Annotated in this window: 21 protein-coding genes; 20 read left to right on the top strand and 1 reads right to left on the bottom strand. The window is 49.8% G+C overall.

The features are described from left to right. Positions 1-171 precede the first annotated feature (171 nt). Both ravA and viaA read left to right on the top strand, forming a co-directional pair. Complete coding sequence (ravA, locus tag ABZJ92_RS13910) at positions 172-1,668, top strand: ATPase RavA (RefSeq protein WP_005051985.1); 1,497 nt, start codon at positions 172-174, stop codon at positions 1,666-1,668. Further along, positions 1,662-3,113, top strand: coding sequence for an ATPase RavA stimulator ViaA (gene viaA, locus ABZJ92_RS13905; protein ID WP_000956622.1), 1,452 nt, complete (start codon positions 1,662-1,664; stop codon positions 3,111-3,113). Before ravA ends, viaA begins: the two co-directional genes overlap by 7 nt. Before the next feature lie 4 nt (positions 3,114-3,117). On the opposite strand, the gene asnA is transcribed toward viaA, so the two are convergent. Further along, entirely contained in the window at positions 3,118-4,110 is a 993-nt protein-coding gene (gene asnA, locus ABZJ92_RS13900) for an aspartate--ammonia ligase (protein ID WP_000845131.1), read from the bottom strand. Between the two features lie 151 nt (positions 4,111-4,261). Here asnA and asnC point away from each other — a divergent pair, with 151 nt between their 5' ends. The 18 genes from asnC (at position 4,262) to ABZJ92_RS13810 (ending at position 24,136) form a co-directional block, all read left to right on the top strand. Continuing rightward, positions 4,262-4,720 carry a transcriptional regulator AsnC gene (gene asnC / locus ABZJ92_RS13895; protein WP_000432970.1) on the top strand — a complete coding sequence of 153 codons (459 nt, stop codon included), beginning with the start codon at positions 4,262-4,264 and terminating at the stop codon, positions 4,718-4,720. 89 nt (positions 4,721-4,809) lie between these two features. Next, a complete protein-coding gene (mioC, locus tag ABZJ92_RS13890; RefSeq protein WP_000763760.1) occupies positions 4,810-5,253 on the top strand; it encodes an FMN-binding protein MioC in 444 nt (147 codons plus the stop codon). Positions 5,254-5,631: 378 nt separating this feature from the next. Further along, positions 5,632-7,521, top strand: a complete 1,890-nt coding sequence (gene mnmG, locus ABZJ92_RS13885) for a tRNA uridine-5-carboxymethylaminomethyl(34) synthesis enzyme MnmG (RefSeq protein WP_000499813.1) — start codon at positions 5,632-5,634, stop codon at positions 7,519-7,521. 63 nt (positions 7,522-7,584) lie between these two features. Next, the gene (gene rsmG / locus ABZJ92_RS13880; RefSeq protein ID WP_000932839.1) at positions 7,585-8,208 is read left to right on the top strand and encodes a 16S rRNA (guanine(527)-N(7))-methyltransferase RsmG; all 624 of its coding nucleotides are present in this window, start codon (positions 7,585-7,587) and stop codon (positions 8,206-8,208) included. Positions 8,209-8,824: 616 nt separating this feature from the next. Continuing rightward, positions 8,825-9,205: a F0F1 ATP synthase subunit I gene (gene atpI / locus ABZJ92_RS13875; RefSeq protein WP_000116695.1), complete on the top strand. Its 381-nt coding sequence runs from the start codon at positions 8,825-8,827 to the stop codon at positions 9,203-9,205. 8 nt (positions 9,206-9,213) lie between these two features. Next, complete coding sequence (atpB, locus tag ABZJ92_RS13870) at positions 9,214-10,029, top strand: F0F1 ATP synthase subunit A (RefSeq protein WP_000135623.1); 816 nt, start codon at positions 9,214-9,216, stop codon at positions 10,027-10,029. A 46-nt stretch (positions 10,030-10,075) separates the two neighbouring features. Continuing rightward, the gene (gene atpE / locus ABZJ92_RS13865) at positions 10,076-10,315 is read left to right on the top strand and encodes a F0F1 ATP synthase subunit C (RefSeq protein WP_000429386.1); all 240 of its coding nucleotides are present in this window, start codon (positions 10,076-10,078) and stop codon (positions 10,313-10,315) included. A gap of 61 nt (positions 10,316-10,376) precedes the next feature. Continuing rightward, positions 10,377-10,847 (top strand): F0F1 ATP synthase subunit B, encoded by a 471-nt coding sequence (gene atpF / locus ABZJ92_RS13860; RefSeq protein WP_001052219.1) that lies wholly within the window; start codon positions 10,377-10,379, stop codon positions 10,845-10,847. Between the two features lie 14 nt (positions 10,848-10,861). Beyond that, positions 10,862-11,395: a F0F1 ATP synthase subunit delta gene (gene atpH / locus ABZJ92_RS13855; protein ID WP_001288593.1), complete on the top strand. Its 534-nt coding sequence runs from the start codon at positions 10,862-10,864 to the stop codon at positions 11,393-11,395. A gap of 12 nt (positions 11,396-11,407) precedes the next feature. Beyond that, entirely contained in the window at positions 11,408-12,949 is a 1,542-nt protein-coding gene (gene atpA, locus ABZJ92_RS13850) for a F0F1 ATP synthase subunit alpha (RefSeq protein ID WP_001176745.1), read from the top strand. Between the two features lie 50 nt (positions 12,950-12,999). Next, positions 13,000-13,863, top strand: coding sequence for a F0F1 ATP synthase subunit gamma (gene atpG / locus ABZJ92_RS13845; protein ID WP_000896498.1), 864 nt, complete (start codon positions 13,000-13,002; stop codon positions 13,861-13,863). 26 nt (positions 13,864-13,889) lie between these two features. Continuing rightward, positions 13,890-15,272 carry a F0F1 ATP synthase subunit beta gene (gene atpD, locus ABZJ92_RS13840; protein WP_000190506.1) on the top strand — a complete coding sequence of 461 codons (1,383 nt, stop codon included), beginning with the start codon at positions 13,890-13,892 and terminating at the stop codon, positions 15,270-15,272. A gap of 20 nt (positions 15,273-15,292) precedes the next feature. Next, on the top strand, positions 15,293-15,712 hold the full coding sequence (locus tag ABZJ92_RS13835) for a F0F1 ATP synthase subunit epsilon (RefSeq protein WP_001251965.1): 420 nt from the start codon (positions 15,293-15,295) through the stop codon (positions 15,710-15,712). A 350-nt stretch (positions 15,713-16,062) separates the two neighbouring features. Next, on the top strand, positions 16,063-17,433 hold the full coding sequence (glmU, locus tag ABZJ92_RS13830) for a bifunctional UDP-N-acetylglucosamine diphosphorylase/glucosamine-1-phosphate N-acetyltransferase GlmU (RefSeq protein WP_000933743.1): 1,371 nt from the start codon (positions 16,063-16,065) through the stop codon (positions 17,431-17,433). Positions 17,434-17,594: 161 nt separating this feature from the next. Next, on the top strand, positions 17,595-19,424 hold the full coding sequence (glmS, locus tag ABZJ92_RS13825) for a glutamine--fructose-6-phosphate transaminase (isomerizing) (RefSeq protein ID WP_000334086.1): 1,830 nt from the start codon (positions 17,595-17,597) through the stop codon (positions 19,422-19,424). A 161-nt stretch (positions 19,425-19,585) separates the two neighbouring features. After that, positions 19,586-20,407 carry a TnsA endonuclease N-terminal domain-containing protein gene (locus ABZJ92_RS13820; protein WP_001029679.1) on the top strand — a complete coding sequence of 274 codons (822 nt, stop codon included), beginning with the start codon at positions 19,586-19,588 and terminating at the stop codon, positions 20,405-20,407. After that, the gene (locus tag ABZJ92_RS13815; RefSeq protein WP_000267723.1) at positions 20,394-22,502 is read left to right on the top strand and encodes a DDE-type integrase/transposase/recombinase; all 2,109 of its coding nucleotides are present in this window, start codon (positions 20,394-20,396) and stop codon (positions 22,500-22,502) included. Before ABZJ92_RS13820 ends, ABZJ92_RS13815 begins: the two co-directional genes overlap by 14 nt. After that, on the top strand, positions 22,499-24,136 hold the full coding sequence (locus tag ABZJ92_RS13810; protein WP_353765442.1) for an AAA family ATPase: 1,638 nt from the start codon (positions 22,499-22,501) through the stop codon (positions 24,134-24,136). The genes ABZJ92_RS13815 and ABZJ92_RS13810 overlap by 4 nt, the downstream gene beginning before the upstream one ends. Positions 24,137-24,179: the final 43 nt, after the last annotated feature.

Genomic DNA, 24,179 nt, shown 5'->3' with positions numbered 1-24,179 from the left:
AAAAATCCGGAAACAAGTGAGCGTTTCCGGATTCTTACACAGCCACTGGATCGGTCAACTGATCCTTAACTGATCGGTATTACCCCCCTTTGAGACTATTTTAGTCACCAGCAAGAAACGTCTATACTCGCAATTTACGCAGAACTTTTGACGAAAGGACGCCACTTCATTATGGCTCACCCTCATTTATTAGCGGAAAGAATTTCCCGCCTGAGCAGTTCGTTGGAAAAGGGGCTTTATGAACGTAGCCACGCCATCCGCTTGTGTTTATTAGCGGCATTAAGTGGTGAAAGTGTGTTCCTCCTTGGCCCGCCAGGTATTGCCAAAAGTTTGATCGCCCGGCGCTTAAAATTCGCCTTTCAGAATGCCCGCGCGTTTGAATATCTGATGACCCGCTTCTCCACGCCGGAAGAAGTTTTTGGTCCCCTTTCTATTCAGGCGCTAAAAGATGAAGGGCGCTATGAACGTTTAACCAGCGGTTACCTGCCGGAAGCAGAAATCGTCTTTCTGGATGAGATCTGGAAAGCGGGCCCGGCAATTCTTAATACCTTGCTCACCGCCATTAACGAGCGCCAGTTCCGCAACGGTGCACACGTAGAAAAAATCCCGATGCGTCTACTGGTGGCGGCCTCCAACGAGCTGCCGGAAGCAGACAGCAGTCTGGAAGCGTTATATGACCGCATGCTGATTCGTCTATGGTTAGATAAAGTGCAAGATAAAGCGAATTTCCGCTCCATGCTGACCAGTCAACAGGATGAAAACGACAATCCGGTTCCTGATGCCTTGCAGGTCACAGATGAAGAATATGAACGCTGGCAGAAAGAGATTGGTGAAATTACGCTGCCCGATCATGTATTTGAGCTGATTTTTATTCTGCGCCAGCAACTGGATAAATTACCGGATGCGCCTTATGTCTCGGATCGTCGCTGGAAAAAAGCGATCCGCTTATTGCAGGCCAGCGCCTTTTTTAGCGGTCGCAGTGCTGTTGCCCCGGTTGATCTCATTTTGCTGAAAGATTGCCTGTGGTATGACGCGCAAAGCCTGAATTTGATACAACAACAAATTGATGTATTGATGACCGGTCATGCCTGGCAACAGCAAGGGATGTTGACCCGCCTGGGCGCGATTGTGCAACGTCACCTGCAACTCCAGCAGCAACAAAGCGATAAAACAGCCTTAACGTTAATTCGTCTGGGCGGCATTTTCAGCCGTCGTCAGCAGTATCAACTTCCTGTTAACGTTACTGCTTCCACTCTGACTCTGCTGCTGCAAAAACCGTTAAAACTGCATGATATGGAAGTGGTTCATATCTCCTTTGAGCGTAGCGCGCTGGAACAGTGGCTGAGTAAAGGTGGTGAAATTCGCGGCAAACTGAACGGTATCGGCTTTGCCCAGAAACTGAATCTGGAAGTTGATAGCACCCAACATCTTGTTGTACGCGATGTAAGTTTACAAGGCAGTACGCTGGCACTTCCCGGTTCATCGGCTGAAGGTCTGCCAGGTGAAATAAAACAACAACTGGAAGAGCTTGAAAGCGACTGGCGTAAGCAACACGCTTTATTCAGCGAACAGCAAAAATGTCTGTTTATCCCTGGCGACTGGTTAGGTCGCATTGAAGACAGCCTACAGGATGTCGGTGCACAGATTCGTCAGGCACAACAATGCTAACGCTGGATACGCTTAATGTGATGCTGGCCGTCAGCGAAGAGGGATTGATCGAAGAGATGATCATCGCACTGCTGGCCTCACCGCAGCTGGCGGTCTTCTTTGAAAAATTCCCACGACTGAAGGCGGCAATCACTGATGATGTTCCCCGCTGGCGTGAGGCGCTGCGCAGTCGGCTGAAAGATGCCCGAGTCCCGCCGGAACTCACCGAAGAGGTGATGTGCTATCAGCAAAGCCAGCTCCTCTCCACGCCGCAGTTTATTGTGCAGCTACCACAGATCCTGGACTTACTGCATCGTCTGAATTCCCCATGGGCAGAACAAGCCCGGCAGTTGGTTGATGCTAACAGCACAATAACTTCAGCGTTACACACGCTTTTTCTCCAGCGTTGGCGTTTAAGTCTGATCGTGCAAGCAACGACGTTAAATCAACAGCTATTAGAAGAAGAACGCGAACAACTGTTAAGTGAAGTTCAGGAACGCATGACGCTGAGCGGACAACTTGAACCGATTCTCGCAGATAACAATACCGCAGCTGGTCGTCTGTGGGATATGAGCGCCGGTCAACTTAAACGTGGCGACTATCAGTTTATTGTGAAATACGGTGAATTTCTTAACGAACAGCCGGAACTGAAACGCCTGGCAGAGCAGCTGGGGCGTTCTCGGGAAGCCAAATCAATACCGCGCAACGATGCGCAGATGGAAACCTTCCGCACCATGGTGCGCGAACCGGCGACGGTTCCTGAGCAGGTTGATGGTCTGCAACAAAGCGATGATATTTTACGTCTCCTGCCGCCAGAACTGGCGACACTAGGGATAACGGAACTGGAGTATGAGTTTTACCGTCGGCTGGTGGAAAAACAGTTGCTCACCTATCGCCTGCACGGTGAGTCGTGGCGTGAAAAAGTGTTCGAACGTCCGGTGGTACATAAAGATTACGATGAACAGCCGCGCGGGCCGTTTATTGTCTGTGTGGATACTTCCGGCTCAATGGGCGGCTTTAATGAACAGTGTGCGAAAGCGTTCTGCCTGGCTTTGATGCGCATTGCTCTCGCTGAAAACCGGCGCTGTTATATTATGCTATTTTCCACCGAGATCGTCCGTTATGAGCTTTCAGGCCCACAAGGCATCGAACAAGCAATCCGTTTTTTAAGCCAGCAGTTTCGTGGCGGCACCGATCTTGCCAGTTGTTTTCGCGCCATTATGGAACGCTTGCAAAGCAGGGAATGGTTTGATGCCGATGCGGTGGTGATTTCTGATTTTATCGCTCAGCGGTTGCCTGACGACGTGACGAGTAAAGTGAAAGAGCTGCAGCGGGTACATCAGCATCGCTTTCATGCCGTGGCGATGTCGGCACACGGCAAACCCGGCATCATGCGCATTTTCGATCATATCTGGCGCTTTGATACCGGGATGCGAAGCCGCCTGCTCAGACGCTGGCGGCGATAAATTATTACAGCAGAGAAGGGACGCTCTCGCGAACAGCAGCTGGCCATACTCCACACTGAACCTGGCCGATATGCGGCAGTTGCAGCAGCAGCATAGTCAAACGAGACTGGCCGATACCGCCGCCGATGGTCTGCGGCATTTCACCGCGCAGCAGCGCCTGATGCCATTCCAGCTGCAGACGATCTTCATCACCGGTCAGCGCCAGCTGATGCTTCAGCGTGTCGGCATCCACGCGGATCCCCATGGAAGAAAGCTCAAACGCATCTTCCAGTACCGGGTTCCACACCAGAATATCGCCGTTCAGGCCCGCATGGCCCAGCTCTGACGGGGTGCTCCAGTCATCATAATCCGGTGCGCGCACGTCGTGACGATGACCATCACTCAACTTGCCGCCAATCCCGACGAGGAATACCGCGCCAAGATCTTTCGCAATCGCCCGCTCACGCCCTTTGGCATCGAGATCCGGATAACGAGACAGTAACTCCTGGCTGTGTACGAAGTGAATCTGATCCGGCAGGAACGGTGCCAGGCCAAACTCTTCGTTAACCGCAGCTTCGGTTGCTTTAATTCCCGCCCAGATCGCCTCTACCGTGCTTTTCAGAGTCGAGAGTTGACGCTCACCGTCGCCCATTACGCGTTCCCAGTCCCACTGGTCAACATAGACCGAGTGCAACGGAGAAAGACGGTCTTCATCGGGGCGAAGGGCTTTCATGTGCGTGTACAGCCCTTCGCCCGCGCTGAAGTCGTGTTGCCCTAAGGTCTGACGTTTCCACTTCGCCAGTGAATGAACCACTTCGAACTGGGCATCAGGCAGAGCTTTCACTTTTACCTGCACCGCTTTTTCACAGCCCGACAAGTTATCCTGCGTGCCATCCCCCACACGGCTAAGAATCGGCGCCTGGACTTCGATCAGCCCCAGACGTTCTTCCAGTTGGCGAGAAAAGTGAGATTTCACGAAGCTAATTTGGCGTTGTTTGGCAATGTAAGCGGTTTTCATTTTTTATACTCCTGCGTCCTGTTGCTTATGATTAAGCAACAAAAACCGACACACATGCAATAATCATTCAATAAAAAGCCTAACACACTTTTGATTCATTAAAAAAGACGGCTAAAATAGAATGAATCATCAATCTGCATAAGAAAATCCTATGGAAAATTATCTGATCGACAATCTGGACCGTGGCATCCTGGAAGCATTAATGGGCAATGCGCGCACCGCTTACGCCGAACTGGCGAAACAATTTGGCGTCAGTCCGGGGACGATTCACGTTCGAGTAGAGAAAATGAAGCAGGCGGGGATCATTACCGGGGCGCGTATTGATGTCAGCCCGAAGCAGCTCGGTTATGACGTAGGCTGCTTTATCGGCATTATATTAAAGAGCGCCAAAGACTACCCTTCCGCGCTGGCAAAGCTGGAAAGCCTTGATGAAGTCACTGAAGCCTATTACACAACCGGCCACTACAGCATCTTTATAAAAGTTATGTGCCGTTCGATCGACGCTCTCCAGCATGTACTTATCAACAAGATCCAAACAATTGATGAAATTCAGTCCACCGAGACATTGATCGTCCTGCAAAACCCGATCATGCGTACCATCAAGCCCTGATCGGCTTTTTTAATCCCATACTTTTCCACAGGTAGATCCCAACGCGTTCACAGCGTACAATACGCCACTCTTAATAAAGGTGGCGGTTTATGGCAGATATCACTCTTATCAGCGGCAGCACCCTCGGCGGTGCCGAATATGTAGCAGAACACCTGGCTGAAAAGCTGGAAGAGGTGGGTTTTACCACCGAAACGCTGCACGGTCCGCTGTTGGAAGATTTATCTGCCTCGGGGATCTGGCTGGTTATCAGCTCCACCCACGGTGCCGGAGATATTCCGGACAACCTTTCTCCTTTCTATGAAGCATTGCAGGAACAGAAGCCCGATCTTTCTGCGGTCCGCTTTGGCACAATCGGTATTGGCAGTCGTGAATATGACACCTTTTGTGGGGCTATCGATAAACTCGAGGCAGAACTCAAAAATTCCGGTGCAAAACAGACAGGCGAAACACTGAAGATCAACATTCTTGATCACGACATTCCGGAAGATCCGGCAGAAGAATGGCTGGGATCGTGGATTAATTTACTCAAATAAGTATACAGATCGTGCGATCTACTGTGGATAACTCTGTCAGGAAGCTTGGATCAACCGGTAGCTATCCAAAGAACAACCGTTGTTCAGTTTTTGAGTTGTGTATAACCCCTCATTCTGATCCCAGCTTATACGGTCCAGGATCACCGATCATTCACAGTTAATGATCCTTTCCAGGTTGTTGATCTTAAAAATCGGATCCTTGTTATCCACAGGGCAGTGCGATCCTAATAAGAGATCACAATAGAACAGATCTCTAAATAAATAGATCTTCTTTTTAATACCCAGGATCCCAGGTCTTTCTCAAGCCGACAAAGTTGAGTAGAATCCACGGCCCGGGCTTCAATCCATTTTCATACCGCGTTATGCGAGGCAATCACCATGTTTTATCCGGATCCTTTTGACGTCATCATCATTGGCGGGGGTCATGCAGGCACCGAGGCCGCGATGGCTGCGGCGCGTATGGGTCAACAGACTCTGCTTTTGACACACAATATCGACACTCTGGGGCAGATGAGCTGCAACCCGGCGATCGGCGGTATTGGGAAGGGACATCTGGTAAAAGAAGTGGATGCACTCGGCGGTCTGATGGCGAAAGCGATCGATCAAGCGGGTATCCAGTTTAGGATACTAAACGCAAGCAAAGGACCGGCGGTTCGCGCTACCCGAGCTCAGGCGGATCGTGTGCGCTACCGTCAGGCGGTACGTACGGCGCTGGAGAACCAACCGAACCTGATGATCTTCCAGCAGGCGGTTGAAGATCTTATTGTCGAAAACGATCGCGTGGTCGGTGCTGTTACCCAAATGGGACTGAAGTTCCGTGCCAAAGCTGTGGTGCTCACCGTTGGGACGTTCCTCGACGGCAAAATTCATATCGGTCTGGATAATTACAGCGGTGGCCGTGCTGGCGATCCGCCATCCATTCCGCTCTCTCGCCGTTTGCGTGAACTGCCGCTGCGCGTTGGTCGTCTGAAAACCGGTACTCCGCCGCGTATTGATGCTCGAACCATCGACTTTAGCGTGCTGGCGCAACAGCATGGCGATAACCCAATGCCGGTATTCTCGTTTATGGGCAATGCGTCCCTGCATCCCCAGCAGGTGCCGTGTTATATCACTCATACCAACGAGAAAACCCATGATGTGATCCGCAGTAACCTCGATCGTAGCCCAATGTATGCAGGGGTGATCGAAGGTGTCGGCCCACGCTACTGCCCGTCGATCGAAGACAAAGTCATGCGCTTCGCAGACAGAAATCAGCATCAGATCTTCCTTGAACCGGAAGGACTGACCTCTAATGAAATTTATCCGAACGGTATCTCCACCAGCCTGCCGTTCGATGTGCAGATGCAAATCGTCCGCTCTATGCAGGGGATGGAAAACGCGAAGATCGTGCGTCCGGGTTATGCCATTGAGTATGACTTCTTCGATCCTCGCGACCTGAAACCGACGCTGGAGAGCAAGTTTATCCAGGGGCTGTTCTTTGCTGGTCAGATTAACGGCACTACCGGTTACGAAGAAGCCGCTGCGCAAGGTTTGCTGGCCGGTCTTAACGCTGCCCGTCTGTCTGCTGACAAAGAAGGTTGGGCTCCGGCACGTTCTCAGGCGTATCTCGGCGTACTGGTTGATGACCTGTGCACTTTAGGAACCAAAGAACCGTATCGTATGTTTACTTCGCGCGCAGAATATCGTCTGATGCTGCGCGAAGATAATGCGGATCTGCGTTTGACTGAAATCGGTCGTGAACTGGGCCTGGTGGATGACGAACGTTGGGCGCGCTTTAACGAGAAACTTGAGAATATCGAGCGTGAGCGTCAGCGTCTGAAATCGACCTGGGTAACCCCGTCGGCGGAAGCTGCAGCCGAAGTGAATGCTCACCTGACTGCGCCGCTTTCCCGTGAAGCCAGTGGTGAAGATCTGCTGCGTCGTCCGGAAATGACTTATGAAAAATTAACCACGCTGACGCCGTTTGCCCCTGCGTTGACAGACGAACAGGCGGCGGAACAGGTTGAGATTCAGGTTAAATACGAAGGTTATATCGCGCGCCAGCAAGATGAGATCGAAAAGCAGCTGCGTAACGAGAACACCCTGCTACCCGCGACACTGGATTACCGCCAGATATCCGGTCTTTCTAACGAAGTGATCGCCAAACTTAACGATCACAAACCGGCCTCTATCGGCCAGGCTTCGCGTATTTCTGGCGTCACGCCTGCGGCCATCTCCATTCTGCTGGTGTGGCTGAAAAAACAGGGTATGCTGCGTCGTAGCGCATAACGCATTAAAAATGCCTGGTAAGCACCCGCTTACCAGGCAACGCATCAAGAACAGGTAATCACCGTGCTCAACAAACTCTCCTTACTGCTGAAAGACGCAGGTATTTCGCTTACTGATCACCAGAAAAACCAGCTTATTGCCTACGTGAATATGCTGCATAAATGGAACAAAGCGTACAACCTGACTTCGGTCCGCGATCCTAATGAGATGCTGGTACGCCATATTCTCGATAGCATTGTGGTGGCACCGTATCTGCAAGGTGAACGGTTTATCGATGTCGGCACCGGACCAGGACTGCCAGGCATTCCACTCTCTATCGTGCGTCCTGAAGCCCATTTCACTCTGTTGGATAGCCTTGGTAAACGCGTGCGTTTCCTTCGTCAGGTGCAACATGAGCTTAAACTGGAGAATATTGAACCAGTACAGAGCAGGGTAGAAGAGTTTCCTTCAGAGCCGCCATTTGATGGCGTAATTAGCCGCGCTTTTGCCTCTCTGAACGATATGGTGAGCTGGTGCCACCATCTTCCTGGTGAGCAAGGCCGTTTCTACGCGCTGAAAGGGCAAATGCCGGAAGATGAAATCGCTTTGTTGCCCGAAGAATATCAGGTCGAATCAGTGGTTAAACTTCAGGTTCCAGCCCTGGATGGCGAACGTCATCTGGTGGTGATTAAAGCAAATAAAATTTAATTTTTATCAAAAAAATCATAAAAAATTGACCGGTTAGACTGTTAACAACAACCAGGTTTTCTACTGATATAACTGGTTACATTTAACGCCACGTTCACTCTTTTGCATCAACAAGATAACGTGGCTTTTTTTGGTAAGCAGAAAATAAGTCATTAGTGAAAATATCAGTCTGCTAAAAATCGGCGCTAAGAACCATCATTGGCTGTTAAAACATTATTAAAAATGTCAATGAGTGGTTTTTGTTGTGTAAATGTTATTTATTAAAACAGTATCTGTTTTTAGACTGAAATATCATAAACTTGTAAAGGCATCATTTGCCAAGTAAATAAATATGCTGTGCGCGAACATGCGCAATATGTGATCTGAAGCACGCTTTATCACCAGTGTTTACGCGTTATTTACAGTTTTTCATGATCGAACAGGGGTAGCGGAAAAGTCGCAATTGTATGCACTGGAAAAATATTTAAACATTTATTCACCTTTTGGCTACTTATTGTTTGAAATCACGGGGGCGCACCGTATAATTTGACCGCTTTTTGATGCTTGACTCTAAGCCTTAAAGAAAGTTTTATACGACACGCGGCATACCTCGAAGGGAGCAGGAGTGAAAAACGTGATGTCTGTGTCGCTCGTGAGTCGAAACGTTGCTCGGAAGCTTCTGCTCGTTCAGTTACTGGTGGTGATAGCAAGTGGATTGCTGTTCAGCCTCAAAGACCCCTTCTGGGGCGTCTCTGCAATAAGCGGGGGCCTGGCAGTCTTTCTGCCTAACGTTTTGTTTATGATATTTGCCTGGCGTCACCAGGCGCATACACCAGCGAAAGGCCGGGTGGCTTGGACATTCGCATTTGGCGAAGCTTTCAAAGTTCTGGCGATGTTGGTGTTACTGGTGGTGGCGTTGGCGGTTTTAAAGGCGGTATTCTTGCCGCTGATCGTTACGTGGGTTTTGGTGCTGGTGGTTCAGATACTGGCACCGGCTGTAATTAACAACAAAGGGTAAAAGGCATCATGGCTTCAGAAAATATGACGCCGCAGGATTACATAGGACACCACCTGAATAACCTTCAGCTGGACCTGCGTACATTCTCGCTGGTGGATCCACAAAACCCCCCAGCCACCTTCTGGACAATCAATATTGACTCCATGTTCTTCTCGGTGGTGCTGGGTCTGTTGTTCCTGGTTTTATTCCGTAGCGTAGCCAAAAAGGCGACCAGCGGTGTGCCAGGTAAGTTTCAGACCGCGATTGAGCTGGTGATCGGCTTTGTTAATGGTAGCGTGAAAGACATGTACCATGGCAAAAGCAAGCTGATTGCTCCGCTGGCCCTGACGATCTTCGTCTGGGTATTCCTGATGAATCTGATGGATTTACTGCCTATCGACTTGCTGCCGTACATTGCTGAACATGTACTGGGTCTGCCTGCACTGCGTGTGGTTCCGTCTGCGGACGTGAACGTAACGCTGTCTATGGCACTGGGCGTATTTATCCTGATTCTGTTCTACAACATCAAAATGAAAGGCATCGGCGGCTTCACGAAAGAGTTGACGCTGCAGCCGTTCAATCACTGGGCGTTCATTCCTGTCAACTTAATCCTTGAAGGGGTAAGCCTGCTGTCCAAACCAGTTTCACTCGGTTTGCGACTGTTCGGTAACATGTATGCCGGTGAGCTGATTTTCATTCTGATTGCTGGTCTGTTGCCGTGGTGGTCACAGTGGATCCTGAATGTGCCGTGGGCCATTTTCCACATCCTGATCATTACGCTGCAAGCCTTCATCTTCATGGTTCTGACGATCGTCTATCTGTCGATGGCGTCTGAAGAACATTAATTTACCAACACTACTACGTTTTAACTGAAACAAACTGGAGACTGTCATGGAAAACCTGAATATGGATCTGCTGTACATGGCTGCCGCTGTGATGATGGGTCTGGCGGCAATCGGTGCTGCGATCGGTATCGGCATCCTCGGGGGTAAATTCCTGGAAGGCGCAGCGCGTCAACCTGATCTGATTCCTCTGCTGCGTACTCAGTTCTTTATCGTTATGGGTCTGGTGGATGCTATCCCGATGATCGCTGTAGGTCTGGGTCTGTACGTGATGTTCGCTGTCGCGTAGTAAGCGTTGCTTTTATTTAAAGAGCAATATCAGAACGTTAACTAAATAGAGGCATTGTGCTGTGAATCTTAACGCAACAATCCTCGGCCAGGCCATCGCGTTTGTCCTGTTCGTTCTGTTCTGCATGAAGTACGTATGGCCGCCATTAATGGCAGCCATCGAAAAACGTCAAAAAGAAATTGCTGACGGCCTTGCTTCCGCAGAACGAGCACATAAGGACCTTGACCTTGCAAAGGCCAGCGCGACCGACCAGCTGAAAAAAGCGAAAGCGGAAGCCCAGGTAATCATCGAGCAGGCGAACAAACGCCGCTCGCAGATTCTGGACGAAGCGAAAGCTGAGGCAGAACAGGAACGTACTAAAATCGTGGCCCAGGCGCAGGCAGAAATTGAAGCCGAGCGTAAACGTGCCCGTGAAGAGCTGCGTAAGCAAGTTGCTATCCTGGCTGTTGCTGGCGCCGAGAAGATCATCGAACGTTCCGTGGATGAAGCTGCTAACAGCGACATCGTGGATAAACTTGTCGCTGAACTGTAAGGAGGGAGGGGCTGATGTCTGAATTTATTACGGTAGCTCGCCCCTACGCCAAAGCAGCTTTTGACTTTGCCGTCGAACACCAAAGTGTAGAACGCTGGCAGGACATGCTGACGTTTGCCGCCGAGGTAACCAAAAACGAACAAATGGCAGAGCTTCTCTCTGGCGCGCTTGCGCCAGAAACGCTCGCCGAGTCGTTTATCGCAGTTTGTGGTGAGCAACTGGACGAAAACGGTCAGAACCTGATTCGGGTAATGGCTGAAAATGGTCGTCTTAACGCGCTCCCGGATGTTCTGGAGCAGTTTATTCACCTTCGTGCCGTGAGTGAGGCTACCGCTGAGGTAGACGTCATTTCCGCTGCCGCACTGAGTGAACAACAGCTCGCGAAAATTTCTGCTGCGATGGAAAAACGTCTGTCACGCAAAGTTAAGCTGAATTGCAAAATCGATAAGTCTGTAATGGCTGGCGTTATCATCCGATCGGGTGATATGGTCATTGATGGCAGCGTACGCGGTCGTCTTGAGCGCCTTGCAGACGTCTTGCAGTCTTAAGGGGACTGGAGCATGCAACTGAATTCCACCGAAATCAGCGAACTGATCAAGCAGCGCATTGCTCAGTTCAATGTTGTGAGTGAAGCTCACAACGAAGGTACTATTGTTTCTGTAAGTGACGGTGTTATCCGCATTCACGGCCTGGCCGATTGTATGCAGGGTGAAATGATCTCCCTGCCGGGTAACCGTTACGCTATCGCACTGAACCTCGAGCGCGACTCTGTAGGTGCGGTTGTTATGGGTCCGTACGCTGACCTTGCCGAAGGCATGAAAGTTAAGTGTACTGGCCGTATCCTGGAAGTTCCGGTTGGCCGTGGCCTGCTGGGCCGTGTGGTTAACACTCTGGGTGCACCAATCGACGGTAAAGGTCCGCTGGATCACGACGGCTTCTCTGCTGTAGAAGCAATCGCTCCGGGCGTTATCGAACGTCAGTCCGTAGATCAGCCGGTACAGACCGGTTATAAAGCCGTTGACTCCATGATCCCAATCGGTCGTGGTCAGCGTGAATTGATCATCGGTGACCGTCAGACAGGTAAAACCGCACTGGCTATCGATGCCATCATCAACCAGCGCGATTCCGGTATCAAATGTATCTATGTCGCTATCGGCCAGAAAGCGTCCACCATTTCTAACGTGGTACGTAAACTGGAAGAGCACGGCGCACTGGCTAACACCATCGTTGTGGTAGCAACCGCGTCTGAATCCGCTGCACTGCAATACCTGGCACCGTATGCCGGTTGCGCAATGGGCGAATACTTCCGTGACCGCGGTGAAGATGCGCTGATCATTTACGATGACCTGTCTAAACAGGCTGTTGCTTACCGTCAGATCTCCCTGCTGCTCCGTCGTCCGCCAGGACGTGAAGCATTCCCGGGCGACGTTTTCTACCTCCACTCTCGTCTGCTGGAGCGTGCTGCACGTGTTAACGCCGAATACGTTGAAGCCTTCACCAAAGGTGAAGTGAAAGGGAAAACCGGTTCTCTGACCGCACTGCCGATTATCGAAACTCAGGCGGGTGACGTTTCTGCGTTCGTTCCGACCAACGTAATCTCCATTACCGATGGTCAGATCTTCCTGGAAACCAACCTGTTCAACGCCGGTATTCGTCCTGCGGTTAACCCGGGTATTTCCGTATCCCGTGTTGGTGGTGCAGCACAGACCAAGATCATGAAAAAACTGTCCGGTGGTATCCGTACCGCTCTGGCACAGTATCGTGAACTGGCAGCGTTCTCTCAGTTTGCATCCGACCTTGACGATGCAACACGTAAGCAGCTTGACCACGGTCAGAAAGTGACCGAACTGCTGAAACAGAAACAGTATGCGCCGATGTCCGTTGCGCAGCAGTCTCTGGTTCTGTTCGCAGCAGAACGTGGTTACCTGGCGGATGTTGAACTGTCGAAAATTGGCAGCTTCGAAGCCGCTCTGCTGGCTTACGTCGACCGTGATCACGCTCCGTTGATGCAAGAGATCAACCAGACCGGTGGCTACAACGACGAAATCGAAGGCAAGCTGAAAGGCATCCTCGATTCCTTCAAAGCAACCCAATCCTGGTAACGTCTGGAGGCTTGCCTTAGGGCAGGCCGCAAGGCATTGAGGAGAAGCTCATGGCCGGCGCAAAAGAGATACGTAGTAAGATCGCAAGCGTCCAGAACACGCAAAAGATCACTAAAGCGATGGAGATGGTCGCCGCTTCCAAAATGCGTAAATCGCAGGATCGCATGGCGGCCAGCCGTCCTTATGCAGAAACCATGCGCAAAGTGATTGGTCACCTTGCACACGGTAATCTGGAATATAAGCACCCTTACCTGGAAGACCGCGACGTTAAACGCGTGGGCTACCTGGTGGTGTCGACCGACCGTGGTTTGTGCGGTGGTTTGAACATTAACCTGTTCAAAAAACTGCTGGCGGAAATGAAGACCTGGACCGACAAAGGCGTTCAATGCGACCTCGCAATGATCGGCTCGAAAGGCGTGTCGTTCTTCAACTCCGTGGGCGGCAATGTTGTTGCCCAGGTCACCGGCATGGGGGATAACCCTTCCCTGTCCGAACTGATCGGTCCGGTAAAAGTGATGTTGCAGGCCTACGACGAAGGCCGTCTGGACAAGCTTTACATTGTCAGCAACAAATTTATTAACACCATGTCTCAGGTTCCGACCATCAGCCAGCTGCTGCCGTTACCGGCATCAGATGATGATGATCTGAAACATAAATCCTGGGATTACCTGTACGAACCCGATCCGAAGGCGTTGCTGGATACCCTGCTGCGTCGTTATGTCGAATCTCAGGTTTATCAGGGCGTGGTTGAAAACCTGGCCAGCGAGCAGGCCGCCCGTATGGTGGCGATGAAAGCCGCGACCGACAATGGCGGCAGCCTGATTAAAGAGCTGCAGTTGGTATACAACAAAGCTCGTCAGGCCAGCATTACTCAGGAACTCACCGAGATCGTCTCGGGGGCCGCCGCGGTTTAAACAGGTTATTTCGTAGAGGATTTAAGATGGCTACTGGAAAGATTGTCCAGGTAATCGGCGCCGTAGTTGACGTCGAATTCCCTCAGGATGCCGTACCGCGCGTGTACGATGCTCTTGAGGTGCAAAATGGTAATGAGCGTCTGGTGCTGGAAGTTCAGCAGCAGCTCGGCGGCGGTATCGTGCGTACCATCGCAATGGGTTCCTCCGACGGTCTGCGTCGCGGTCTGGATGTAAAAGACCTCGAACACCCGATCGAAGTCCCGGTAGGTAAAGCGACTCTGGGCCGTATCATGAACGTACTGGGTGAACCGGTCGACATGAAAGGCGAGATCGGTGAAGAAGAGCGTTGGGCGATTCACCGCGCAGCACCTTCCTACGAAGAGCTGTCAAACTCTCAGGAACTGCTGGAAACCGGTATCAAAGTTATCGACCTGATGTGTCCGTTCGCTAAGGGCGGTAAAGTTGGTCTGTTCGGTGGTGCGGGTGTAGGTAAAACCGTAAACATGATGGAGCTCATTCGTAACATCGCGATCGAGCACTCCGGTTACTCTGTGTTTGCGGGCGTAGGTGAACGTACTCGTGAGGGTAACGACTTCTACCACGAAATGACCGACTCCAACGTTATCGACAAAGTATCCCTGGTGTATGGCCAGATGAACGAGCCGCCGGGAAACCGTCTGCGCGTTGCTCTGACCGGTCTGACCATGGCTGAGAAATTCCGTGACGAAGGTCGTGACGTTCTGCTGTTCGTTGACAACATCTATCGTTACACCCTGGCCGGTACGGAAGTATCCGCACTGCTGGGCCGTATGCCTTCAGCGGTAGGTTATCAGCCGACCCTGGCGGAAGAGATGGGCGTTCTGCAGGAACGTATCACCTCCACCAAAACTGGTTCTATCACCTCCGTACAGGCGGTATACGTACCTGCGGATGACTTGACTGACCCGTCTCCGGCAACCACCTTTGCGCACCTTGACGCAACCGTGGTACTGAGCCGTCAGATCGCGTCTCTGGGTATCTACCCGGCCGTTGACCCGCTGGACTCCACCAGCCGTCAGCTGGACCCGCTGGTGGTTGGTCAGGAACACTACGACACCGCGCGTGGCGTTCAGTCCATCCTGCAACGTTATCAGGAACTGAAAGACATCATCGCCATCCTGGGTATGGATGAACTGTCTGAAGAAGACAAACTGGTGGTAGCGCGTGCTCGTAAGATCCAGCGCTTCCTGTCCCAGCCGTTCTTCGTGGCAGAAGTATTCACCGGTTCTCCGGGTAAATACGTCTCCCTGAAAGACACCATCCGTGGCTTTAAAGGCATCATGGAAGGCGAATACGATCACCTGCCGGAGCAGGCGTTCTACATGGTCGGTTCCATCGAAGAAGCTGTGGAAAAAGCCAAAAAACTTTAACGCCTTAATCGGAGGGTGATATGGCAATGACTTACCACCTGGACGTCGTCAGCGCAGAGCAACAAATGTTCTCTGGTCTGGTCGAGAAAATCCAGGTAACGGGTAGCGAAGGTGAACTGGGGATCTACCCTGGCCACGCACCGCTGCTCACCGCCATTAAGCCTGGTATGATTCGCATCGTGAAACAGCACGGTCACGAAGAGTTTATCTATCTGTCTGGCGGCATTCTTGAAGTGCAGCCTGGCAACGTGACCGTTCTGGCCGACACCGCAATTCGCGGCCAGGATCTCGACGAAGCGCGAGCCATGGAAGCGAAACGTAAGGCTGAAGAGCACATTAGCAGCTCTCACGGCGACGTAGATTACGCTCAGGCGTCTGCGGAACTGGCCAAAGCGATCGCGCAGCTGCGCGTTATCGAGTTGACCAAAAAAGCGATGTAACACCGGCTTGAAAAGCACAAAAGCCAGTCTGGAAACAGGCTGGCTTTTTTTACGCGTTGACCCGTCCTGAAGAGCGTTCACATAGATCCTGCTGATATAAAACACCCCTGTTTTCCCGTTTATTCATTGATCGAAATAAGAGCAAAAACATCCACCTGACGCTTAAATGAAGGTACTGCCTTAATTTTCTGCAGATAAAAGGCGTGACGATGGTCGAAAATGGCACTTTCGTCAGCGGGGATAATCCGTTATTGAACAATTTATCCTCTGTCCATTTCACGATGAAAAAAATGTAGTTTTTTCAAGGTGAAGCGGTTTAAATTCGTTCTCAAATTACAGTCAGGACGCGTATGTTGAATAATGCTATGAGCGTAGTGATCCTTGCCGCAGGCAAAGGCACGCGCATGTATTCCGATCTTCCGAAAGTGCTGCATACCCTTGCCGGGAAAGCGATGGTTCAGCATGTCATTGATGCTGCGAATGAATTAGGCGCAGCGCACGTTCACCTGGTGTACGGTCACGGCGGCGATCTGCTTAAACAGGCGCTGAAAGACGACAACCTTAACTGGGTGCTTCAGGCAGAGCAGCTGGGTACGGGTCATGCAATGCAGCAGGCCGCACCTTTCTTTGCCGATGATGAAGACATTTTAATGCTCTACGGCGACGTGCCGCTGATCTCTGTCGAAACACTCCAGCGCCTGCGTGATGCTAAACCCCAGGGTGGCATTGGTCTGCTGACGGTGAAACTGGATGATCCGACCGGTTATGGACGTATCACCCGTGAAAATGGCAAAGTTACCGGCATTGTTGAGCACAAAGATGCCACCGACGAGCAGCGTCAGATTCAGGAGATCAACACCGGCATTCTGATTGCCAACGGCGCAGATATGAAACGCTGGCTGGCGAAGCTGACCAACAATAATGCTCAGGGCGAATACTACATCACCGACATTATTGCGCTGGCGTATCAGGAAGGGCGTGAAATCGTCGCCGTTCATCCGCAACGTTTAAGCGAAGTAGAAGGTGTGAATAACCGCCTGCAACTCTCCCGTCTGGAGCGCGTTTACCAGTCCGAACAGGCTGAAAAACTGCTGTTAGCAGGCGTTATGCTGCGCGATCCGGCGCGTTTTGATCTGCGCGGTACGCTTACTCACGGGCGCGATGTTGAAATTGATACTAACGTTATCATCGAGGGCAACGTGACTCTCGGTCATCGCGTGAAAATCGGCACCGGTTGCGTGATTAAAAACAGCGTGATTGGCGATGATTGCGAAATCAGTCCGTATACCGTTGTGGAAGACGCGAATCTGGCAGCGGCCTGTACTATTGGCCCGTTTGCCCGTCTGCGTCCTGGTGCTGAGTTGCTGGAAGGTGCACACGTTGGTAACTTCGTTGAGATGAAAAAAGCGCGTCTGGGTAAAGGCACGAAAGCCGGGCATCTGACTTACCTGGGCGATGCGGAAATTGGCGATAACGTTAACATCGGCGCGGGAACCATTACCTGCAACTACGATGGTGCGAATAAATTTAAGACCATTATCGGCGACGATGTGTTTGTCGGTTCCGACACTCAGCTGGTGGCCCCGGTAACAGTAGGCAAAGGCGCGACCATTGCTGCGGGTACAACTGTGACGCGTAATGTCGGCGAAAATGCATTAGCTATCAGCCGTGTGCCGCAGACTCAGAAAGAAGGCTGGCGTCGTCCGGTAAAGAAAAAGTAATTCTGGCCGGGTAATCCGGTCATCTGGGATGAGGAGATAACATAATCTCCCTCCCACAAGCAGTAACTATAAAAATAACCCCACTCTCTACAAGGCTCGGGGCGCCCGAAAAAACGGGCATACAGGTTGACCGACAACGATATAAATCGGAATCAAAAACTATGTGTGGAATTGTTGGCGCGATCGCGCAACGTGATGTAGCAGAAATCCTTCTTGAAGGTTTACGTCGTCTGGAATACCGCGGATATGACTCTGCCGGTCTGGCCGTTGTTGATGCGGAAGGTCATATGACTCGCCTGCGTCGCCTCGGTAAAGTCCAGATGCTGGCTCAGGCAGCGGAAGAACATCCTCTGCATGGCGGCACCGGTATTGCTCACACTCGCTGGGCGACCCACGGTGAACCTTCAGAAGCTAACGCGCATCCGCATGTTTCTGAACACATTGTGGTGGTGCATAATGGCATCATCGAAAACCATGAACCGCTGCGTGAAGAGTTAAAAGCGCGTGGCTATACCTTCGTTTCTGAAACCGACACCGAAGTGATTGCCCATCTGGTGAACTGGGAGCTGAAACAAGGCGGGACTCTGCGTGAGGCTGTTCTGCGTGCTATCCCGCAGCTGCGCGGTGCGTACGGTACAGTGATCATGGACTCCCGTCACCCGGATACCCTGCTAGCGGCACGTTCTGGTAGTCCGCTGGTGATTGGCCTGGGTATGGGCGAAAACTTTATCGCTTCTGACCAGCTGGCGCTGTTGCCGGTGACCCGTCGCTTTATCTTCCTTGAAGAGGGCGATATTGCGGAAATCACTCGCCGTTCGGTAAACATCTTCGATAAAACTGGCGCGGAAGTAAAACGTCAGGATATCGAATCCAATCTGCAATATGACGCGGGCGATAAAGGTATTTACCGTCACTACATGCAGAAAGAGATCTACGAACAGCCGAACGCGATAAAAAACACCCTTACCGGGCGCATCAGCCACGGTCAGGTTGATTTAAGCGAGCTGGGACCGAACGCCGACGAACTGCTGTCGAAGGTTGAGCATATTCAGATCCTCGCCTGTGGTACTTCTTATAACTCCGGTATGGTTTCCCGCTACTGGTTTGAATCGCTGGCAGGTATTCCGTGCGACGTCGAAATCGCCTCTGAATTCCGCTATCGTAAATCTGCCGTGCGTCGTAACAGCCTGATGATCACCTTGTCACAGTCTGGCGAAACCGCGGATACCCTGGCGGGCCTGCGTCTGTCGAAAGAGCTGGGTTACCTTGGTTCGCTGGCAATCTGTAACGTTCCGGGTTCTTCTCTGGTGCGCGAATCCGATCTGGCGCTGATGACCAACGCGGGTACGGAAATCGGCGTGGCGTCCACTAAAGCATTCACCACTCAGTTAACTGTGCTGTTGATGCTGGTGGCGAAGCTGTCTCGCCTGAAAGGTCTGGATGCCTCCATTGAACATGACATTGTGCATGGTCTGCAGGCGCTGCCGAGCCGTATTGAGCAGATGCTGTCTCAGGATAAACGCATTGAAGCTCTGGCAGAAGATTTCTCTGACAAACATCACGCGCTGTTCCTGGGCCGTGGCGATCAGTACCCAATCGCGCTGGAAGGCGCATTGAAGCTGAAAGAGATCTCTTACATTCACGCTGAAGCCTACGCTGCAGGCGAGCTGAAACACGGCCCGCTGGCGCTGATTGACGCGGATATGCCGGTTATCGTCGTTGCACCGAACAACGAACTGTTGGAAAAACTGAAATCCAACATTGAAGAAGTTCGCGCGCGTGGCGGTCAATTGTATGTCTTCGCCGATCAGGATGCGGGTTTTGTAAGTAGCGATAACATGCACATCATCGAGATGCCGCATGTGGAAGAGGTGATTGCACCGATCTTCTACACCGTTCCGCTGCAGCTGCTGGCTTACCATGTCGCGCTGATCAAAGGCACCGACGTTGACCAGCCGCGTAACCTGGCAAAATCGGTTACGGTTGAGTAATCACTATCATAGATAAAAAAGGGCTGCTGTGGGCGGACAATAAAGTCTTAAACTGAACAAAATAGATCTAAACTATGACAATAAAGTCTTAAACTAGACAGAATAGTTGTAAACTGAAATCAGTCCAGTTATGCTGTGAAAAAGCATACTGGACTTTTGTTATGGCTAAAGCAAACTCTTCATTTTCTGAAGTGCAAATTGCCCGTCGTATTAAAGAGGGGCGTGGCCAAGGGCATGGTAAAGACTATATTCCATGGCTAACAGTACAAGAAGTTCCTTCTTCAGGTCGTTCCCACCGTATTTATTCTCATAAGACGGGACGAGTCCATCATTTGCTATCTGACTTAGAGCTTGCTGTTTTTCTCAGTCTTGAGTGGGAGAGCAGCGTGCTAGATATACGCGAGCAGTTCCCCTTATTACCTAGTGATACCAGGCAGATTGCAATAGATAGTGGTATTAAGCATCCTGTTATTCGTGGTGTAGATCAGGTTATGTCTACTGATTTTTTAGTGGACTGCAAAGATGGTCCTTTTGAGCAGTTTGCTATTCAAGTCAAACCTGCAGCAGCCTTACAAGACGAGCGTACCTTAGAAAAACTAGAACTAGAGCGTCGCTATTGGCAGCAAAAGCAAATTCCTTGGTTCATTTTTACTGATAAAGAAATAAATCCCGTAGTAAAAGAAAATATTGAATGGCTTTATTCAGTGAAAACAGAAGAAGTTTCTGCGGAGCTTTTAGCACAACTATCCCCATTGGCCCATATCCTGCAAGAAAAAGGAGATGAAAACATTATCAATGTCTGTAAGCAGGTTGATATTGCTTATGATTTGGAGTTAGGCAAAACATTGAGTGAGATACGAGCCTTAACCGCAAATGGTTTTATTAAGTTCAATATTTATAAGTCTTTCAGGGCAAATAAGTGTGCAGATCTCTGTATTAGCCAAGTAGTGAATATGGAGGAGTTGCGCTATGTGGCAAATTAATGAGGTTGTGCTATTTGATAATGATCCGTATCGCATTTTGGCTATAGAGGATGGCCAAGTTGTCTGGATGCAAATAAGCGCTGATAAAGGAGTTCCACAAGCTAGGGCTGAGTTGTTGCTAATGCAGTATTTAGATGAAGGCCGCTTAGTTAGAACTGATGACCCTTATGTACATCTTGATTTAGAAGAGCCGTCTGTAGATTCTGTCAGCTTCCAGAAGCGCGAGGAGGATTATCGAAAAATTCTTCCTATTATTAATAGTAAGGATCGTTTCGACCCTAAAGTCAGAAGCGAACTCGTTGAGCATGTGGTCCAAGAACATAAGGTTACTAAGGCTACAGTTTATAAGTTGTTACGCCGTTACTGGCAGCGTGGTCAAACGCCTAATGCATTAATTCCTGACTACAAAAACAGCGGTGCACCAGGGGAAAGACGTTCAGCGACAGGAACAGCAAAGATTGGCCGAGCCAGAGAATATGGTAAGGGTGAAGGAACCAAGGTAACGCCCGAGATTGAACGCCTTTTTAGGTTGACCATAGAAAAGCACCTGTTAAATCAAAAAGGTACAAAGACCACCGTTGCCTATAGACGATTTGTGGACTTGTTTGCTCAGTATTTTCCTCGCATTCCCCAAGAGGATTACCCAACACTACGTCAGTTTCGTTATTTTTATGATCGAGAATACCCTAAAGCTCAGCGCTTAAAGTCTAGAGTTAAAGCAGGGGTATATAAAAAAGACGTACGACCCTTAAGTAGTACAGCCACTTCTCAGGCGTTAGGCCCTGGGAGTCGTTATGAGATTGATGCCACGATTGCTGATATTTATTTAGTGGATCATCATGATCGCCAAAAAATCATAGGAAGACCAACGCTTTACATTGTGATTGATGTGTTTAGTCGGATGATCACGGGCTTTTATATCGGCTTTGAAAATCCGTCTTATGTGGTGGCGATGCAGGCTTTTGTAAATGCTTGCTCTGACAAAACGGCCATTTGTGCCCAGCATGATATTGAGATTAGTAGCTCAGACTGGCCGTGTGTAGGTTTGCCAGATGTGTTGCTAGCGGACCGTGGCGAATTAATGAGTCATCAGGTCGAAGCCTTAGTTTCTAGTTTTAATGTGCGAGTGGAAAGTGCTCCACCTAGACGTGGCGATGCTAAAGGCATAGTGGAAAGCACTTTTAGAACACTACAAGCCGAGTTTAAGTCCTTTGCACCTGGCATTGTAGAGGGCAGTCGGATCAAAAGCCATGGTGAAACAGACTATAGGTTAGATGCATCTCTGTCGGTATTTGAGTTCACACAAATTATTTTGCGTACGATCTTATTCAGAAATAACCATCTGGTGATGGATAAATACGATCGAGATGCTGATTTTCCTACAGATTTACCGTCTATTCCTGTCCAGCTATGGCAATGGGGTATGCAGCATCGTACAGGTAGTTTAAGGGCTGTGGAGCAAGAGCAGTTGCGAGTAGCGTTACTGCCTCGCCGAAAGGTCTCTATTTCTTCATTTGGCGTTAATTTGTGGGGTTTGTATTACTCGGGGTCAGAGATTCTGCGTGAGGGTTGGTTGCAGCGGAGCACTGATATAGCTAGACCTCAACATTTAGAAGCGGCTTATGACCCAGTGCTGGTTGATACGATTTATTTGTTTCCGCAAGTTGGCAGCCGTGTATTTTGGCGCTGTAATCTGACGGAACGTAGTCGGCAGTTTAAAGGTCTCTCATTTTGGGAGGTTTGGGATATACAAGCACAAGAAAAACACAATAAAGCCAATGCGAAGCAGGATGAGTTAACTAAACGCAGGGAGCTTGAGGCGTTTATTCAGCAAACCATTCAGAAAGCGAATAAGTTAACGCCCAGTACTACTGAGCCCAAATCAACACGCATTAAGCAGATTAAAACTAATAAAAAAGAAGCCGTGACCTCGGAGCGTAAAAAACGTGCGGAGCATTTGAAGCCAAGCTCTTCAGGTGATGAGGCTAAAGTTATTCCTTTCAACGCAGTGGAAGCGGATGATCAAGAAGATTACAGCCTACCCACATACGTGCCTGAATTATTTCAGGATCCACCAGAAAAGGATGAGTCATGAGTGCTACCCGGATTCAAGCAGTTTATCGTGATACGGGGGTAGAGGCTTATCGTGATAATCCTTTTATCGAGGCCTTACCACCATTACAAGAGTCAGTGAATAGTGCTGCATCACTGAAATCCTCTTTACAGCTTACTTCCTCTGACTTGCAAAAGTCCCGTGTTATCAGAGCTCATACCATTTGTCGTATTCCAGATGACTATTTTCAGCCATTAGGTACGCATTTGCTACTAAGTGAGCGTATTTCGGTCATGATTCGAGGTGGCTACGTAGGCAGAAATCCTAAAACAGGAGATTTACAAAAGCATTTACAAAATGGTTATGAGCGTGTTCAAACGGGAGAGTTGGAGACATTTCGCTTTGAGGAGGCACGATCTACGGCACAAAGCTTATTGTTAATTGGTTGTTCTGGTAGTGGGAAGACGACCTCTCTTCATCGTATTCTAGCCACGTATCCTCAGGTGATTTACCATCGTGAACTCAATGTAGAGCAGGTGGTGTATTTGAAAATAGACTGCTCGCATAATGGTTCGCTAAAAGAAATCTGCTTGAATTTTTTCAGAGCGTTGGATCGAGCCTTGGGCTCGAACTATGAGCGTCGTTATGGCTTAAAACGTCATGGTATAGAAACCATGTTGGCTTTGATGTCGCAAATAGCCAATGCACATGCTTTAGGGTTGTTGGTTATTGATGAAATTCAGCATTTAAGCCGCTCTCGTTCGGGTGGATCTCAAGAGATGCTGAACTTTTTTGTGACGATGGTGAATATTATTGGCGTACCAGTGATGTTGATTGGTACCCCTAAAGCACGAGAGATTTTTGAGGCTGATTTGCGGTCTGCACGTAGAGGGGCAGGGTTTGGAGCTATATTCTGGGATCCTATACAACAAACGCAACGTGGAAAGCCCAATCAAGAGTGGATCGCTTTTACGGATAATCTTTGGCAATTACAGCTTTTACAACGCAAAGATGCGCTGTTATCGGATGAGGTCCGTGATGTGTGGTATGAGCTAAGCCAAGGAGTGATGGACATTGTAGTAAAACTTTTTGTACTCGCTCAGCTCCGTGCGCTAGCTTTAGGCAATGAGCGTATTACCGCTGGTTTATTGCGGCAAGTGTATCAAGATGAGTTAAAGCCTGTGCACCCCATGCTAGAGGCATTACGCTCGGGTATCCCAGAACGCATTGCTCGTTATTCTGATCTAGTCGTTCCCGAGATTGATAAACGGTTAATCCAACTTCAGCTAGATATCGCAGCGATACAAGAACAAACACCAGAAGAAAAAGCCCTTCAAGAGTTAGATACCGAAGATCAGCGTCATTTATATCTGATGCTGAAAGAGGATTACGATTCAAGCCTGTTAATTCCCACTATTAAAAAAGCGTTTAGCCAGAATCCAACGATGACAAGACAAAAGTTACTGCCTCTTGTTTTGCAGTGGTTGATGGAAGGCGAAACGGTAGTGTCAGAACTAGAAAAGCCCTCCAAGAGTAAAAAGGTTTCGGCTATAAAGGTAGTCAAGCCCAGCGACTGGGATAGCTTGCCTGATACGGATTTACGTTATATCTATTCACAACGCCAACCTGAAAAAACCATGCATGAAGTGGTCAACAAAAACTGGCCACCGAGTTAGAGTTTTTCCAGTATCGATTTTCCGATTCGTTTGGGGGTAACCC

It is taken from the genome of Shigella sp. FJ200513 (assembly GCF_040495915.1).
In the GTDB taxonomy this organism is placed as follows: Bacteria; Pseudomonadota; Gammaproteobacteria; order Enterobacterales; family Enterobacteriaceae; genus ECMA0423.
Note: the sequence above shows the minus strand (reverse complement) of the source record. Positions and strands in the feature narration are given on the sequence as shown.